Genomic DNA, 16,986 nt, shown 5'->3' with positions numbered 1-16,986 from the left:
GCCCGGCGCCAAAGGCCCGCCGCCTCCTGTCAGCCCGTGTCAGCAGCCCGCGCCGCCTCACCAATTGGACAAGCCTCCCCGCGCACCCTAGGGTCCGGCCAAACGCTGACCAGTCGAAGGAGCCGCCCCATGTCCCACCCCGTCTATGGCCGTATCGAAGGCCCCATCGTGATGATCGGCTTCGGCTCCATCGGCAAAGGCACCTGGCCCCTGATCGAGCGCCACTTCGAATATGACGCCGACCAGTTCCTCGTCATCGAGCCAGACGACCGCCAGCACAACTTCCTGCGCCAGCACAAGCTCAACTTCATCGACACCGCCCTCACCCCCGAGAACTACCGCGAGGTGCTCTCCGGCCTCTTCCCCGATGGCAAGGGCTTCTGCGTCAACCTCTCGGTCGACACCTCCTCGCTCGATATCATGAAGCTCTGCCGCGAGCTGGGCGTGCTCTACATCGACACCGTGGCCGAGCCGTGGAAGGGCTTCTACTTCGACACGGAAGACAACGCCGCCCGCACCAACTACGCCCTCCGTCAGGCGGTGCGCGACGAGGCGGCGGCCAATCCCGGCGGCCCCACGGCGGTCAACTGCTGCGGCGCCAACCCCGGCATGGTCTCCTGGTTCGTCAAGGAGGCCCTGCTGACGCTGGCCCGCGACACCGGCGCCGACGCCACCCCGCCGAAAACCCGCGAAGGCTGGGCCAAACTCATGCAAAGCCTCGGCGTTCAGGGCGTCCACATCGCCGAGCGCGATACGCAGGCCCGCCGCACCCCGCGCCCGCGCGGCACCTTCGTCAACACGTGGTCGGTCGAGGGCTTCATCTCCGAGGGCTTCCAACCGGCCGAACTCGGCTGGGGCACCCACGAGCCGTGGTTCCCCGAAAACGGCCACCGTCAGGACACCGGCTGCCAGGCCGCCATCTGGCTCGACCGTCCCGGCGCGATCACCCGGGTCCACACATGGTGCCCCACGCCGGGGCCGCAGTTCGGCTTTCTCGTCACCCACAACGAGGCCATCTCGATCTCCGATTATTTCACCGTAGGGCAGGGGGCCGACCCCGAGTATCGCCCCACATGCCACTACGCCTACCACCCGGCGGATGACGCCGTGCTCTCGCTCCACGAGATGTTCGGCTCCGGCAAGCAACAGGAAAAGCACCACATCCTCACCGAAGACGAGATCGTCGAGGGCATCGACGAACTCGGCGTGCTGCTCTACGGCCACGAGAAAAACGCCCTCTGGTTCGGCTCCCGCCTCTCCAACGAGGAAACCCGCGATCTGGCGCCTTACCAGAACGCCACCGGCCTACAGGTCACCTCCGCCGTGCTCGCCGGCATGGTCTGGGCGCTGGAAAACCCCGAGGCGGGCATCGTCGAGGCCGACGAGATGGACCACGCCCGCTGCCTCGAAGTGCAACGCCCCTACCTCGGCCCCGTCGAGGCGCATTACACCGACTGGACCCCGCTTCAGGACCGCTGGGAGCATTTCCCCGAAGATATCGACGAAAACGTGCCATGGGCCTTCCGCAACGTGCTGGCCACCTGAGCCGGCGCGCCCGCCTCACGCGAGGATCTGCACCCAGATCCCCAGCGCCAGCGCCGACAGCAGCACAAAGGCACCGTTCCACTTGAAGGCCACCTCGGCGGGCGTCACCCCGCCGAGCCGCGAGATGATCATCACCGAGGCGGTAAAGGGCGAGGTCGGCGCGGTCAGCGTCCAGCCGGTGATGAGCGCCATCACGAGCGAGATGGTCGAAACCCCAAGCTGCTCCGGGCTCGGCAGCACCTGTGCAAAGAGCGAAACGAACAGGATCGGGTTCAACCCGAGCTGCCCGGCCAGCGGGATCAGCAGGATCGGCAGCACCAGAAACACCCGCGCCGGAATCGCGCTGAGATCCAGCGCATGGGTCGACAGCCACGCCAGCAGCAGCGCCCCCGCCGCCGTGCCGATGAACCCGGCGGTGCTCAGCAGCACCAGCTCGGCCCGGTAGCCCGGCAGGTCGCCGAAGGTATAGGCCCGGCTGCGCGCCCCCAGCTCGCCCCAGCGGCCCCGACGGGTCTCGATCAGCACCCAGACCGCCGCGATCAGCGGCACCAGCCCCAGCACCGTATGCGCCGGCTGCACGTCCCAGAGCACATCGGCCAGGATCGAGGGCACCGCCACCGCCGCCAGCAGCCAGCCCAGGGGCCGCAGCGACTTCACGTCATGGGCCGCCGCCGCGTCGCGCTGGGGCACCACCGTTCCGCGCGGCAGCGTGCCCTTCAGCCGCCGGTCGACCAGCCAGCCGATGACAACGATGATCAGCGCCGAAACCAGCCCATAGGCCACCACCGGCCCCAGCATCGCGCCGGGAATGAGCGCCGTGGTGATGACGGTGGCAAAGGCCAGCGGCGACCAGCAGAGCGAGGCCGAAAACCCGCATTGCGCCCCCTGCAACATCCGCCGCGCCCGCAGCGCCCGCACCGCCGGGTCCGGCTCCTGCTCCGCCGAGCGCCGCGCCATCGTGCCCAGCAGCGAGAGCGCCCCGTAGCTCAGCATCAGCGCAAACACCTGCGTCCCGAAGCCAAGCGCAAGGTAGCGCCGCCCCGGCGGCTGGTTGGCAAGGAAGGCCGCAGCGCGGGTGATTGCCGGCGAGCGCCCGGCCACGTGTTGCAGGCTGGCCAACGCGCAGAAGAAACCGATGATGAAGCTCGCCCGCTCCAGCGCCGGCCAGAGCACCTCGCCGGGGGCGGCCAGCACCAGCAGGCAATAGCCCGCAAGCGCCACCGATATCGCCAGGAACACATGCCGCGACCCGCGCACCTGCGGCGCCAACAGCACCAGCACGAGGATCGAGAGCACACCGCCCAGCGAGGCCGCCCGCGGGTCCACCCCGAACCCGTCCAGCAGGTTCAGCACCACGATGGCCACCAGCAATGTTCCGATGACAATCGACACCGGGTCCGGTCTCGGCTCTGCGATGGGGGGTGGGGGCGGGCCCGGGGGTGCCGTTTCGGTCATGTCTCGGGATATCGTCTCAAAGCGGTCTGTCCTCCCGCACTGCTTTCCTACCGCCTTCCTGCGGGCAGGCAAAGGGCGCAGCGCACGGTGGTGCAGGAAATCCCGTCGAAAAGAGCTATGCGCTATTTGCATATGTACAGGTTGTGTACGGGTTGTGCACGGGATGTGACTCCGGTTTTTCGTGGTTAACGGCCCCGAGCCCTTCCCATCTTGCATGTTTCCCCCGGCTTGCTATGACGCTGCGGACCGGAGGAAGAGATGTCTGCACCCATTCCCCAGCCCGGCATTTCAGAGATCGCCCTCTACCAGAGCGGCAAGAGCACCTTTCAAGGTGTTGAAAATCCTCTGAAATTGTCCGCGAACGAAAACCCCTTCGGCTGCTCGCCGAAGGTGACGGAGGCGATTGCCGCCGAGCTGTCGAGCCTGCATCGCTACCCCGGCACCGACCACCAGATGTTGCGGGATGCCATCGCCGCAGCCCATGATCTGCCCGCCGATCAGATAATCTGCGGCGTCGGAAGCGATGAAATCCTGCACCTCGCCGCCCAGGCCTATGCCGGGCCGGGCGATCAGGTCGTCTACACCGAGCACGGATTTTCCGTCTATCCCATCGTCGCCCGCGCCGCCGGAGCCGAGCCCGTGGTGGCCCCCGAGCGCGACCGTGTGGCCGATGTCGATGCCATTCTAAGTGCCTGTAACGAAGCGACAAAAATCGTCTATCTGGCGAACCCCAACAACCCCACCGGCACCATGATCGGCGGCAACGAGGTGGTGCGCCTTGCCGATGGTCTGCCCGAGGGCTGCCTGCTTGTGCTCGATGGCGCCTATGCCGAGTTCGTAGAGGGCTTCGACGGCGGCGCCTCACTGGCCGCCTCCCGCGATAACGTTTTGATGACGCGCACATTTTCCAAGATCTACGGGCTCGGCGGGCTGCGCGTGGGCTGGGGTTTTGCCTCCCGCGAGATCATCGACACGCTCACCCGCATCCGCGGCCCCTTCAACCTGAGCAACCTGCAGATCGCCGGGGCCGTCGCGGCGCTTGAGGATGTTGATTTCACAGAGAAATCCCGCAGCGAGAACCTCCGCAACCGCGCCCTCCTTGCCAAAGGCCTCAGCGCCCTCGGCATCCCCTCCGACAGCTCCTCCGCCAACTTCATCCTCGCCCGCTTCTCGAGCGAGAGCGAGGCGGAGGCTGCCTTCAATCACCTTGGAAATCAGGGGCTTATCGTGCGCCAGGTCGGCGGCTACGGCCTGCCCAATTGCCTGCGCATCACCATCGGCACCGAAGAAAACTGCCGCGCCGTGATCGCCGCGCTCACAACCTTCAAGGCCGCGCCATGATCTACCAACGCGTCGCCCTCATCGGCCTCGGCCTCATCGCCTCCTCCATCGCCCACGCCCTGCGCCGCGGCGGGCTGGCGGGCGAGATCGTCGGTACTGCTCGCTCGGCTCAAACCCGCGAAATCGCTATAGAAATCAACCTCTGCGACCGGATCGTCGGCACCACCGCCGAAGCCGTTCAAGGGGCGGACCTGGTGGTGCTCTGCGTGCCCGTCGGGGCCATGGGCGCGGTCGCGGAGGAGATCGCCCCGCACCTCGCACCCGGCACCACCGTCACCGATGTCGGCTCGGTCAAGAAGGCGGTGATCGAGGCCGTCGCCCCGCATCTGCCTGAAAACGTTCACTTCATCCCCGGCCACCCGCTGGCAGGCACCGAGCACTCCGGCCCCCGTTCGGGCTTTGCTGAACTGTTCGACAACCGCTGGAATATCCTCGTCCCGACCGAGGGCACCCCGCCGGAAGCCACTGAAAAACTTCGCAAACTCTGGGAGGGCATGGGGGCGAACGTCGAGCAGATGGACCCCGAGCACCACGATCTCGTGCTCGCCGTCACCTCCCATTGCCCCCACCTGATCGCCTACACCATGGTCGGCGTGGCCGATGACCTGCGGCGGGTGACCGACAGTGAAGTCATCAAATTTTCCGCCGCAGGCTTCCGCGATTTCACCCGGATCGCCGCCTCCGACCCAACCATGTGGCGCGATGTCTTCCTCAACAACAAGGAAGCCACCCTCGAAATTCTGGGCCGCTTCACCGAAGAGCTCTTCGCCCTCCAGCGCGCCATCCGCACCGGCGACGGCGAGCAGTTGTTCGATTATTTCACCCGCACCCGCGCCATCCGTCGGGGCATCATCGAGGCCGGGCAAGACACCGATGCGCCCGACTTCGGGCGCGGGGCAAAGCGATGATCCGCCTCGCGATTGCCCTGTCTTTGCTGGCCTTTCCGGCGCTGGCAGAAGCCCCCGAGCGCTCGCCGTTGCCGCTGCCCCGCCCCGGGCAAGTGGCCGAGGCCGAAGACAAAACCATCGTGTCATCCCGCGGCGCGATCCCTGCCGAACCGGTGCGCCCCAAGCTCCGTCCGGGTGCCGTCGAAACCGTCGCAGAGGCGCCGAAGCCCACGCGCAAACGCCCCGCCACGCGGCCCCCCGCCGCCACCGATCAGCTCACCATGGTGCGCGTCATCCGCGGGCCGCTGGCCCGTGCTCAGCGTCAGGCCAAGCCGCGCCCGGCGCATATCTCTCGGCTTGTTAAGGAACAGGCAACGCTTACCGAGGTAAGATACAGCCGGAAGGGCTCTGTCTGCGGAATCAATTCGGTCAAGGGGCAGGCCCTCAAGACGATCGGGCGGCCGGGCAACGGATGCGGCGTTTCCAACCCGGTGAAAGTGACATCGGTGGGCGGCATTTCCCTCTCGAACGCCGCCACGATGGATTGTGGAACGGCCAAGGCGCTGAACAGCTGGGTCGAGAAAGGGCTGAAGCCTGCCATTGGCAAGGAGGGTGGCGGCGTAAAGCAGATCAAGGTCGTGGCGCATTATGCCTGCCGCAATCGCAACAATGCCAAGTCGGGCAGGCTCTCGGAGCACGCGAAGGGCCGCGCGGTTGATATTTCGGGCGTGATGCTGCGCGATGGCACCTATGTTTCCGTGCTCAGAGGCTGGGGCTCAAAGGCCTGGTCGGCGACTCTGCGGAAGATGCACAAGGCAGCCTGCGGTCCGTTCGGCACCGTGCTCGGCCCAAATGCCAACCGCTACCACCGCGACCATTTCCACTTTGATACAGCCCGGTACCGCTCGGGCTCCTACTGCCGGTAAGGCACGAGGATCATTCGAGAATCTCGTCCCGCTTCACGCCCCATAGCGAGGTTTTCCGAACCCAGCCGCGCTCGCCGCCAGCCGTGACCCAGCACCATTCCGCGCCGCATTCATTGACCCGCGTGACCACGCCGGCCTCGACCCGCGCGTTGATCGGGGCGGAGTCGTCGGGCTTCATGCGCAGCGCGGCCATGTCTTCCTCCACGAGCGCCGTCCGCACGCCCGAAAGCAGCGAGTAATGCACCCAGCCCCCCGCGCCCTCACGGTCGCGAACCCGGCGCCAATGGCCAAACTCGGCGGTCACTTCCAGCGGCATGTTCCGGCGGGTGAAAACCCAGTCGATCCGATGCGAAAGGGAAGGCCCGCGCCGCACGTTGCCCTCATCGGCCTTGAGCGACACGAAGCGGGGCAGCGGCAGGTTGGTCACCGGCCCGCGCTCTTCGGCCGCATGGGCGACCCCTGCGATGGCAGCGAAGAGCAGACCGCCGAAAAAACTGAGAAAAATCGCCCGAGTGCGTCGGGAAGCGCCTGTTTGCCGCCCCATGGGTTTCACCGTTGTCTGCCTCATCCGGCGCTTGTATCCCGCGCCTTTTCTTGCGCACACTCTAGCTGAACGGTGGTCCTTGAGAAGCGGGAGGATGAGAGCGATGGGCGCAGAGCGGCTGAGTGTTGTCGTAACGCGACGGTTGCCCGAGGCGGTCGAAACGCGAATGAGCGAACTCTTCGACGTTCGCCTGCGCGAGAGCGATGCGCCGATGTCCCGCGAGGAGCTGATCGCGGCAATGCAGGACGCCGATGTTCTGGTCTCCACCATCACCGACACCATCGACGGCGGCCTGATCGGCCAAGCGGGCGAGCGGCTGAAACTCATCGCCAACTACGGCGCCGGGTTCGACCATATCGACGTGGCCACGGCCCGCCAGCGCGGCATCCTCGTGAGCAACACGCCCGGTGTGGTGACTGAAGACACCGCCGACATGACGATGGCGCTCATCATTGGAGTCACACGGAAAATACCGCAGGGCGCCGCTGTGATGTCGGCCGGAAAATGGGAGGGCTGGTCGCCCACCGGCAACCTTGGCGGGCGGATCGCAGGGCGGCGTCTGGGCATTCTTGGCATGGGCCGGATCGGTCAGGCGGTGGCCACGCGGGCCGCGGCCTTCGGGATGCAGGTGCACTACCACAACCGCCGCAGGCTGCGCCCCGAGATCGAGGACGGCCTGGGGGCGACCTATTGGGAGAGCCTCGATCAGATGCTCACGCGGATGGACGTGATCTCGGTCAACTGCCCGCATACCCCCTCGACCTTCCATTTGCTTTCAGCCCGGCGTTTGAAGCTGCTGAAGCCCTCCGCGGTGATCGTGAACACCTCGCGCGGCGAGGTGATCGACGAGAACGCCCTCACCCGGATGCTCCGCTCTGGCGAAATTGCCGGCGCGGGGCTGGATGTGTTCGACAAGACCCAAAAGCTGAACCCGCGCCTCTACGAGCTGCCCAACGTGCTGCTGACGCCGCACATGGGCTCGGCCACCGAGGAGGGCAGGGTGGAGATGGGCGAGAAGGTTCTGATCAACATCAAAACCTTCGCCGACGGCCACCGCCCGCCCGACCAGGTCGTGCCGGCGATGCTCTGAGTTTCAGCGGTAGATGTGGTCCTCGCCGGGAAAGGCGCGGCTCTTCACCTCCTCGGCATAGTCGGCAACAGCCTTTTCGATGGCCTCGTGCAAGGCTCCGTATTTCTTGACGAACTTCGGCACCCAGGGGTTCAGCCCCAGCATGTCTTCCAGCACGAGGATCTGACCGTCGCAGGCGGACGAGGCGCCGATGCCGATGGTGGGGATCTCGATGGCCTGGGTGATTTCGCGGGCCAGCGGCTCCACCACGCCTTCGACCACAAGCGCGAAGGCCCCGGCATCGGAGACCGCCTTGGCATCCTTGATGTGCAGCGGCCAGCTGTCTTCGTCGCGCCCCTGCGTCTTGAACCCGCCCATCACATGCGAGCTTTGCGGGGTCAGCCCGATATGGGCCATCACCGGAATGCCGCGCTCGGTCAGAAAGCGGATGGTCTCCGCCATCCGCTTGCCGCCCTCCAGCTTGACCGCGCCGCAGCCGGTTTCCTTCATGATCTTGGCGGCATTGCGGAACGCCACCGAGGGGCTTTCCTCGTAGCTGCCGAAGGGCATATCAACCACCACCAGCGCCTGCCTGGTGCCGCGCACCACGGCGCGGCCGTGCATGATCATCAGGTCCAGCGGCACGCCCACGGTGCTGTCCATCCCGTGCATCACCATGCCCAGGCTGTCACCCACGAGGATAAAGTCGGCGTGGGCATCGACGATTGCCGCCGTATGGGCGTGGTAGCTGGTGAGCGACACGATCGGCTCCCCGCCCTTGCGGGCCGCGATCTGCGGAACGGTGGTGCGGCGGATCGGGGCCTGGGTGCTCATGTGCTTGCTCCTTGGGGCGTGATTTCTCGTTGGTCGATCAAGAGGATACCGCCGAACTCGGCAGAGATCATGACGGCGAGAGGGGCCTTTGAATGGCCGGTGACGGGAGCCAATGTGCGCGCCTCGGTGATGTCGAGCCCGCGCAGGGTGGCGCGGGGTTCTGTGGCGATGACCTGCCGGATCTTTTCGGCCATCTGCTCCACCGACCCGCCCGCAGCCTCAACCGCATCCAGCGCCCGGCTCAGAACCACGGCAGCGGCGCGATCCTCGGGCGTGAGCCGCGCGTTGCGGGACGACATCGCCAACCCGTCGGCCTCGCGCACCGTGGGAACGGGCACGATTTCCAGCGGGAAATGCAGGTCGCGGACCATGGTGCGGATGATCTGGAGCTGCTGGTAGTCCTTCTCGCCAAAGCAGGCAAAATCGGGCTGCACGATGTTGAAAAGCTTGGCGACCACGGTGCAGACCCCGCGGTAGTGCCCCGGGCGCACGGCGCCGTGGAGCATGCCTGCCAGTCGCTCGGTTTCCACGATGGTCTCGGCGCCCTCGGGGTAGATGTCGGAAACCTGTGGCATCAGCACCGCCTGCACCCCGGCCTCGCGCAGCATTTCAAGGTCGCCCTCGGTGTTGCGCGGGTAGCTCTCGAGATCCTTCGGATCGCCGAACTGGGTCGGGTTCACGAAGATCGAGACCACGACCGCTTCTGCCCGCGCCTGCGCCTCGGCGACAAGCCGCATATGGCCCGCGTGCAGGTATCCCATGGTCGGCACCAGGCCCACCTTGCTCCCCCCTGCGCGCAGACCCCCGACAGCCCGGCGCAGGTCCGGAATGGTGGTGCATACGTCCATGGCGCGATGGGTAGTGGATGCGGGGGCGAAAGGCAAAAGCAGAAAGGTCGCAAGGGGGGCGAATGTCGCTTTTCGCCCCAAGGTGTCGAAACCCCGTGGCACGGGCGGCGGGATTTGGTGACAGTGGCGCAAGCAACCCCTGCCCGGAGCCCGTGCCCTGATGAAGACCCATGTGAAAGCCCTTGTCGTCGGCGGTGGCGCCGTTGGCACCTCGATTGCCTATCATCTCGGCAAGGCCGGGTGGGACACCATGCTGCTGGAGCGCGATGAGTTGACCTCGGGCTCCACCTGGCATGCCGCCGGGCTGCTGCCGCTGTTCAACATGGGCTATGCCACCAGCCACATTCACGACTACTCGGTGAAGTTCTACAAGACGCTGGAGGCGGAGACCGGGCTGAACGCGGGTTTTGCCGTGGTGGGCAACCTGCGGATGGCCCAGAGCGACGCGCGGATGGATGAGTATGAGCTCTATGCCTCCACCGCCGAAACCGTTGGCATCCCTTACGAATTTCTCACACCTGCCCAGATCAAGGAGCGCTGGCCACTGGTGCGCACCGAAGATCTGAAGGGCGCGCTGTTTCACCCCACTGATGGCTATATCAACCCCGCCGATGTGACGATGGCCATGGCCAAGGGTGCCCGCCAGCATGGCGTGACCATCGAGCGCAAATGGCAGGTGGATGGCTATGAGTGGACCGGCTCGGAGTGGCACGTGAGCGTCACCAAGATGGGCGAGAAGGGCGGCAACCTCGTGCCGACCGAAGAGAGCACGGTGATCACGGCAGAGCATGTGGTGACGGCCACCGGCAACCACGCGCAGCGCACGGCGCGGCTGCTGGGGCTGAAAATTCCGGCAATCCCGGTGGAGCACCAATATATCGTCACCGAGCCCGACCCGGCACTGGCCGAGTGGCGTGCGGCGGGCAACCCCGAGCACCCGGTGCTGCGCGATGCCGATGCCAAGTGGTATGTCCGCGAGGAGCGCAAGGGCTGGATCCTTGGCCCCTATGAGCAGGGCGCCCCAGCGCGCTTCGAATATGACGTGCCCGAGAGCTTCCGGGCCGATCTCTTCCCGCTCGATCTGGAGCGGATCGAAGAGGAATACATGAGCATGATCCACCGCATCCCGACCTCGGAGACGGTTGGTTTGAAAGACGATTTCAACGGCCCGATCTGCTACACCCCCGACGGTAACCCGCTGGTCGGCCCCGCACCTGGCTTGCGCAACATGTGGCTGGCCGAGGGCTTTTCCTTCGGGATCACGGCTGCGGGCGGCACCGGGCATTACCTTGCCCAGATGATGGTGGAGGGCGAGGCCGAGATCGACATGGCGAGCCTCGATCCCAAACGCTACGGCAGCTGGATGACCACCGAATATGCCGCGCGCAAGAACGAGGAGTGCTACGAGCATGTCTACGTGCTCCACCACCCCGACGAAGAGCGCGAAGCCTGCCGCCCGCTGCGCACCGGCCCGGCCTATGACCGGCAGAAGGCGGCAGGGGCGCAGTTTGGCTGCGTCAACGGCTTCGAGCGGCCGAACTACTTTGGCCCCAAGGATGCGCCCTCGAACTTCGACCATGAGGCCCGCAGCTTCCGCCGGGGCGGCTGGTGGCAATACGCCGAGGCCGAGGCAAGGGCGATCCGCGAGGGCGTTGGCCTCATCGACGCGACGGCCTTCGCCAAGCATCGCATTTCCGGGCCGGGGGCCACGGCCTTCCTCGACTGGTTCACCACCAACAAGCTGCCGAAAGTCGGCCGGATCAACCTGACCTACGCGCTCACCGAGACAGGCACCACTCGGACGGAATACACCATCGTTCGCCTTGCCGAGGACGACTATTACCTCGTGTCTGCCGGTGCGCTGCACGCCTACGACGAGGATTTTCTTGCCAAGGCGGTGGAAGACAAGGAGCCGGAGTTTGGCCGGATCAACCTGGTGGATGTCACCACCCAATGGGGCGTGTTCGCCATCGCAGGGCCGAAATCCCGCGATGTGCTGAATGAACTGGTGAAGGATGCCGACCCGGCCACGGTGCTTTCCAACAAGCGCTTTCCGTGGCTGACCATGCGCAACATCGAGCTTGGGATGTGCCCGACCATGGCGATCCGGGTGGCTTATACCGGCGAGCTGGGCTGGGAGCTGCATCACCCGATCGAGATGCAGAACTATCTTTATGATCAGCTCATGGCCGTGGGCGAGAAGCACGGGCTCAAGCTGGTTGGCACGCGGGCGCAAAACTGGCTGCGGCAGGAGAAGTCCTACCGTGCTTTCGGCACCGAGCTGGGCCGGGATGCGACGCCGCTGGAAGGCGGGCTGGATCGGTTTGTGGACCTGTCCAAAGAGTTTCATGGCAAGGCCGCGATGGAAGCCAAGGGCATTCGCTCGCTATGCGTGACCGTGCTGGTGGACGGGCCGGAGGATGCAGACCCTTGGGGACGCGAGGCGCTTTATGAGGGCGACACCAAGGTGGGCCGTCTCACCTCGGGCGGCTATTCGATGGCCTTCGGCAAGAGCATCGGCATGGGCTATGTGCGCCCCGATCTGGCAAAGCCGGGCACAAGGTTGAAGGTGCGGATGCAGGGCAAGCTCTGGGACGTGGAGATTGTGGAAGACAGCCCCTATGATCCGAAGAATGAAACCATTCGCATTGACGGTTAGTGCCATCGTCTTCGCGGGCGTGGTGCAGGCCGAACCGGCCTCTTTTGCCACACCGTCGGGCAATATCATCTGCTATGTGCCGGTAGATTTCGGGCAGGCGCCGGGGGATACGCCGCTGCACTGCCTGATCCTTTCGGCGGAGTGGGCGCCCGCGCGGGGCGAGGCGGGCTGCGACCTCGACGAAACGCCGATCCTCACCCTGCCCGCCGCAGGCCCGCCGGATGAGCGGCGCGGCTGCCATGGCGATGTGTTCTGGCCGCTGCCAACACCGCGCCTGTCCTATGGCTCGGAGTGGAGCGTTGAGGGCTTCACCTGCGCCGTCGCGACAACGGGCGTGACCTGCCGCAATGCGAGTGATCACGGGTTTTCTCTGGCGCGGCGGGGGCGGCAGCTGTTCTAGCGGGAAGGCGGGGATGGTGCCTGCGCAGCCTTGGCAGGCGTCAGTAGTCGCGTTCAAAGAAAATGCCGATCCCGGCGTTGCCATCGCTTGAAGTCGAGCCTTTCACGTTCACATTGGGGCCGATCTTGAGGTTCAGGTTCAGCTCCGTCGTGCCGTCGCTTTCGACCACCACGTCAGAATAGACATTCTCGCTGATGTACTTGCCGGCCCGGACGGCGGTGTTGCCGTCTTCGCTCTGGCTGACGTCCAGATCGTCGAGGCCGAACTGGTCGCGCAGTCTACCCATGATCCCTTCGCCACCGCGTCCGGCGAGGGTGGCGACGGCGCTGGCAAGCTCGAGCGCCTGAAGCGGCGACAGGGTGGTGAGGTCGCGCCCGAAGATGAGCTGGGCGAGGATCTCGTCTTGTGGGAGCGAGGGGGCGGAGGTGAAGCTGATCTGCGGCTCGGAGGGGGAGCCCTCGACGATCACCGAGATCGCGTAGCCGTTCTTCTCGGTTGTGGCCACCAGACGCAGGTTGGCATCGAAGGAGCCGGTGAGGTGGGCGGTGCCTTCGGTCAGCTGGAAACGCTGGCTCAGAATGTCCAGGCGGCCACGCACCAGCTCGAATGCGCCGATGGGGATGATGTTGGAAGTTGTGCCGGTGATCCGCAGCGAGCCGCCAAGCTCGGCGTCCAGCCCGCGCCCACGAATGAAGACCTGGTTCGGGGCGAAAAGGGTGATGTCGAGCGTCATGCCCCCGCCACCGCTACCGCTGCCGGAGCCGCCTTCGTCCTCATTCAGGCCTGCGCGGTCCTGCGTGGCCCGCACGGCGGCGCTTGCGCCGACATGGGTGATATCGGGGATGTCATGAACGCCGGTCATCCCACTGGAAGGAATGCGGATTTCGGTGCGCCCCAGATCAAGCCGCCCGGTCACGGACGCCCCGCCGGATAGCGGACCGGCGAGCGTGATGGCACCGCTGATGGAGGTATCGTAAAGCTGCGGATCGCGCAGCGCAAAGTTGCGCAGGGTGACAGTGAGGTCGGCGCTCTGGGGCGTTGAGAGGCCGATGGTGCCAAGCGCAGAGAGGCTGCCGCCTTCGCCGCCCGTGGCCGAAACCTCGACCCGCGCCGAGCCGCCGGAAAGGATCACCACGCCGGTGATCCCTTCGAGAGAGACGCCAAGCTCTGGTGCCACGGCGCGTGCGCCGGAGGTGCGGATCGTGCCGGAGAGGCTTTCGAGCGCGAGGGGGCCATCGAGCCGCAGGTCGATGTTGGCCTGTCCATTGAGGCGCTGGGGCGAGATGAACGCGTTGGCAATACCCAGCGGAGCCTGCCCGGTAATCGCCAGGTTGCCCTGATTGCCCGAAATGGTGCCGGTGACGGACGCCGTCGTTCCGCCCGGGCCGGTAGCGCGAATGTCGAGCCCGGTGGTGCCGCCCTGAGAGGTGACGGTGCCGGAGGCGGTGGCGGGCCCGGAGAAGTCGGGGGCGATCAGGCCGAGGTTGGCCAACTGCACCTCGAAAGCAAGCTGCTCGGGCGTTCCGCGCGCGCTGGCATCGAGGTTGGGACCATCGAAACTGGCGGATTCGATGTTGATCAGCGCGTCGCTGGAGGCGCGGCTGACCTGCGCGGCGTAGCTGGAGCTGCCGGCGATGAGGCCGTCGACGGTGGCATTGCCGATGCCAAGGCCCTGTGCGGAACCGGTGAGGGCAAGGTCGAGTGCCCCGGTGGCCGGATCGAAGAGACCTGTGGCGGTGGCCTGTGTCGCGCCCGAGAGGCTCACCCCGGCGAGGCTGGAGAACCGCGACAGGGCAGGGGCGTTCAGCGCGAGGTCGTAGGTGACGGGCGCCCCTCCGAGGGGCTGGCCGAGAGACACGGTGCCGGTGATTTCGGTTTCATCCAGCGCGACGGAAAGGTTTGAAAGCCTGAGCGGGGCATCGGCTGCGTAGGTGATGTCGGCCCCGATGCGGCCCGCGCCTGCGAGCACCGGGTCGAGTTGGCTGTTGCCGATGCCAAGGCGCTGGGTGGTGCCGTTGAGCCGCAGATCGGCGCTGCCGTTGGACGGGAGATAGGTGCCGCTGGCCGAGAGCGTGGCCGCGCCGGTGAGGTCCATTCCCACCAGCCCCGCGAAACGGGAGAGGGCAGGTGTGCTGAGGGTTGCGCCAAAGGTGATGGGACCCTGTCCTGCGGGCGCAGTGAGAGTGGCCGCGCCGTTCAGGGTGGTTTCGCCGGAGGTGAAGGTGACATCGCTCAGTTTGAGCGGACCCTCAGCGGTGAAATCGAAGGTTGTTTGGAGCGTGGCCTCGGTTCCGATGGCCCGGGCGATATCGGTGTCCTGCGCCGAAATGCCGTTGCCGGAGAGCGTGAGGCTCCCATCGGCCGTGGCAATGCCGCCTGACTCGGTCTGACTGAGGGTGCCGGCCCCTGCGAGGGTGAAGGCCTCTGCCGCATAACCCTCGGTGCGGAAGTCGCGGAACACCGCGTCCGCCCGCCAGCGCCCTTCTTCGGCACCGTAGCCGATGTCGAGCGTCCCGCCCGAGAGGGTCAGCCCACCGGCCACCGGCAAGACCACATCGCCGCTTTCGGCCGAGAGAAGGGCTGCCACGGAGGCGGTTTGCAGCTCGGTACCGGTCAGGGCCACGCGTCCGCTCAGACGTGCGGCACCGCGGGCTTCGTCTTCAGGAAAGAGGGGGGCGAGGTCGGGCAGGGCGGCGGTGAAGTTCAACGCTGTGGCGGCAGTGGCCACGGTGCCTTCGGCGGTGACTTCAGCGGTTTCGGTGCGGGCTTCGGCGCGGCGCAGGGTGATGCCCTGCTCGTTGCGCAATACGCTTACGTCGATCCTGCCGTCGCCAGCCAGCATGCGGTCTACTGTGTCCTGCCCGATGGCGAGATCACTGGTCGTGCCGGTCAGGCCGAGGTCGAATGCCCCGGAGAGAAGGGCGACCGTGCCCTGGATGCCGAGCGCCGCTGCACCGGTGAGGTCCAGCCCGGCGAGCGGGCCGAAACGGGCTAGGTTCTGCGCATCGAGCCGCACGTCGAGTCCCGCGAGGAGGTTGGTGTCTACGCCGTCCAGCGTGGCCTCGCCGGTGAGGCCAAAGTCGCTGCCCGAAAGGTTCAGGCCCGAGATGCGCAGCGGTTGGCCCTCGTCATAGGCCAGCGTGAGCTGCCCCGAGATCGCCTCGCCGATCGCCCGCGAAAAGGCTTCGTCTTCGGGCGCCAGTCCTTGGGCATCAAGGGTCACGTTGGCCGCGACGGATCCGATCTCTTCGGCCTCGCCGGAGGTGATGTTGCCCTCTGCGCCGATGGTCAGCGCCTCGGCGACAAAGCCAGTGGTCCGCACGCCGTTTGCCTCTGCACTGGCAGAGAACCCGCGACCATTGTCCTCGTCGTAATCGAGCTGAAGGGTGGCGCGGGCAACCGATGTGTCGCCGCCGCCGAAGGGCAGGACCACCGGCGCGCCTGCGGGATCTGCCAGCGCAAGGGAGAGGTCCATCTTGCGGGGCCAGCCGGAAGGCGAGAACAGAAAGTCGCCTTCCACGGTGGCCGTGCGGGCACCCAGTGCGAGGCCGGAGAGCGAAAGCTCGCCCGTGTCGTCTCGCGCGACGGTGGCCTGCAGGCTCACGTCCGGCCCGAAGAAATCGCGCAGGTCAGGGGCAAACAGCGGGGTGACATCGCCCGAGAGGTCGATGGCCACGGAAAACGGCGCATCGGGCTCCTCGCTGGCCGAAAGGGCAATGGTCCCGCCGAGCCGCTCCTCGCCATCAGAGGCCACCGCGAGGCGCAGGCTCAGGTCGCTCACCGGCCCTTCACCCTGCAGCGACAGATCGAGCGCGGGCGCGCCGGGAATGTTGAGTTTGCCCGCCGCGATGCCGCCTGCGCCCTCACGCATCGACAGATCGAGCGCGGCCTCTTCAGCTTCGGGGTCGTAGCGCCCGACGAGTTTGATGGCCCCTTCCTTTCCATCCAGCCGGTCGAGGGCGATGTCGACATCGGCGCCCCCGCCAACGAGGTGTGCCTCGCCGGCCAAGCGCATCACCGCATCCTGCCCCAAGAGGGCGGCGCCTATTTCGGCGCGTTCGACGGCGAGCTTGGCGATATCCACCGAAACCGGCAGCTCGGGGATCGAGAAGGGCGTGGCCTCGGGGCTTGGGGCGCTGTCGGTCTGCGGGCCTCGGGGCAGCAAAACGCGCTCGGCAGAAAACTCCGAGACCTCCAGCCGCCCGCGCAGCAGAGCCGCGCGGTTCCAGTCGAGCACGATGCCCTCCACCGTGAGCCATGGGCCCTCGGCGTCGGAAATGGTGATCCGCTGAATGGTGGCGCGCGATGACAGGGCACCTTGGAACCCGTCGATCACCACCTCCCGGCCGGCATCCGACAGCACATCCTGCAGCAGATTGGTGAGATAGCCCTTGTCGGCCTCTTCCGAAGCGGTCTCCTGCGCGAGTGCGGCCAGCGGGGCGAAGATCAGCAGGAGCGTGAGGAACAGTTTGCGCATC

12 protein-coding genes are annotated in these 16,986 nt (G+C 66.3%); 7 read left to right on the top strand and 5 right to left on the bottom strand.

The features are described from left to right. The first annotated feature begins 129 nt into the window (after window positions 1–129). Complete coding sequence (locus GTH22_RS11765) at window positions 130–1,545, top strand: homospermidine synthase (protein WP_252945420.1); 1,416 nt, start codon at window positions 130–132, stop codon at window positions 1,543–1,545. Between the two features lie 15 nt (window positions 1,546–1,560). Here the strand turns inward: GTH22_RS11765 and GTH22_RS11760 are convergent, their stop codons facing one another. Continuing rightward, a complete protein-coding gene (locus tag GTH22_RS11760; protein ID WP_252945419.1) occupies window positions 1,561–2,937 on the bottom strand; it encodes a hypothetical protein in 1,377 nt (458 codons plus the stop codon). A gap of 321 nt (window positions 2,938–3,258) precedes the next feature. On the opposite strand from GTH22_RS11760, the gene hisC reads away from it, so the two are divergent. Genes hisC through GTH22_RS11745 form a run of 3 tightly spaced genes read left to right on the top strand, consistent with a single transcriptional unit; the run spans window position 3,259 to window position 6,154 of the window. Beyond that, the gene (gene hisC, locus GTH22_RS11755) at window positions 3,259–4,341 is read left to right on the top strand and encodes a histidinol-phosphate transaminase (protein WP_252945418.1); all 1,083 of its coding nucleotides are present in this window, start codon (window positions 3,259–3,261) and stop codon (window positions 4,339–4,341) included. Further along, window positions 4,338–5,249: a prephenate/arogenate dehydrogenase family protein gene (locus tag GTH22_RS11750; protein ID WP_252945417.1), complete on the top strand. Its 912-nt coding sequence runs from the start codon at window positions 4,338–4,340 to the stop codon at window positions 5,247–5,249. The genes hisC and GTH22_RS11750 overlap by 4 nt, the downstream gene beginning before the upstream one ends. Beyond that, a complete protein-coding gene (locus GTH22_RS11745; RefSeq protein WP_252945416.1) occupies window positions 5,246–6,154 on the top strand; it encodes an extensin family protein in 909 nt (302 codons plus the stop codon). The genes GTH22_RS11750 and GTH22_RS11745 overlap by 4 nt, the downstream gene beginning before the upstream one ends. A 10-nt stretch (window positions 6,155–6,164) precedes the next feature. Here the strand turns inward: GTH22_RS11745 and GTH22_RS11740 are convergent, their stop codons facing one another. After that, window positions 6,165–6,698: an SH3 domain-containing protein gene (locus GTH22_RS11740; protein ID WP_252945415.1), complete on the bottom strand. Its 534-nt coding sequence runs from the start codon at window positions 6,696–6,698 to the stop codon at window positions 6,165–6,167. A gap of 103 nt (window positions 6,699–6,801) precedes the next feature. On the opposite strand from GTH22_RS11740, the gene GTH22_RS11735 reads away from it, so the two are divergent. Beyond that, a complete protein-coding gene (locus GTH22_RS11735; RefSeq protein WP_252947627.1) occupies window positions 6,802–7,788 on the top strand; it encodes a D-glycerate dehydrogenase in 987 nt (328 codons plus the stop codon). A gap of 3 nt (window positions 7,789–7,791) precedes the next feature. On the opposite strand, the gene panB is transcribed toward GTH22_RS11735, so the two are convergent. Both panB and panC read right to left on the bottom strand, forming a co-directional pair. Then, window positions 7,792–8,601, bottom strand: a complete 810-nt coding sequence (gene panB / locus GTH22_RS11730; protein WP_252945414.1) for a 3-methyl-2-oxobutanoate hydroxymethyltransferase — start codon at window positions 8,599–8,601, stop codon at window positions 7,792–7,794. Next, window positions 8,598–9,449 carry a pantoate--beta-alanine ligase gene (gene panC, locus GTH22_RS11725; protein WP_252945413.1) on the bottom strand — a complete coding sequence of 284 codons (852 nt, stop codon included), beginning with the start codon at window positions 9,447–9,449 and terminating at the stop codon, window positions 8,598–8,600. The genes panB and panC overlap by 4 nt, the downstream gene beginning before the upstream one ends. A 160-nt stretch (window positions 9,450–9,609) precedes the next feature. On the opposite strand from panC, the gene GTH22_RS11720 reads away from it, so the two are divergent. Both GTH22_RS11720 and GTH22_RS11715 read left to right on the top strand, forming a co-directional pair. Then, entirely contained in the window at window positions 9,610–12,108 is a 2,499-nt protein-coding gene (locus GTH22_RS11720) for an FAD-dependent oxidoreductase (protein ID WP_252945412.1), read from the top strand. Next, window positions 12,083–12,508 carry a DUF6636 domain-containing protein gene (locus tag GTH22_RS11715; RefSeq protein ID WP_252945411.1) on the top strand — a complete coding sequence of 142 codons (426 nt, stop codon included), beginning with the start codon at window positions 12,083–12,085 and terminating at the stop codon, window positions 12,506–12,508. The genes GTH22_RS11720 and GTH22_RS11715 overlap by 26 nt, the downstream gene beginning before the upstream one ends. A gap of 40 nt (window positions 12,509–12,548) precedes the next feature. Here GTH22_RS11715 and GTH22_RS11710 read toward each other — a convergent pair whose 3' ends face one another. Further along, entirely contained in the window at window positions 12,549–16,985 is a 4,437-nt protein-coding gene (locus GTH22_RS11710; RefSeq protein WP_252945410.1) for a translocation/assembly module TamB domain-containing protein, read from the bottom strand. Between the last annotated feature and the right edge of the window lies 1 nt (window position 16,986).

Origin of the sequence: Oceanicola sp. 502str15 (assembly GCF_024105635.1) — a bacterium.
Classification (GTDB): domain Bacteria; phylum Pseudomonadota; class Alphaproteobacteria; order Rhodobacterales; family Rhodobacteraceae; genus Vannielia.
The sequence above is the reverse complement of the archived record's forward strand: the minus strand, read 5'-3'. Positions and strand labels throughout refer to the sequence as shown.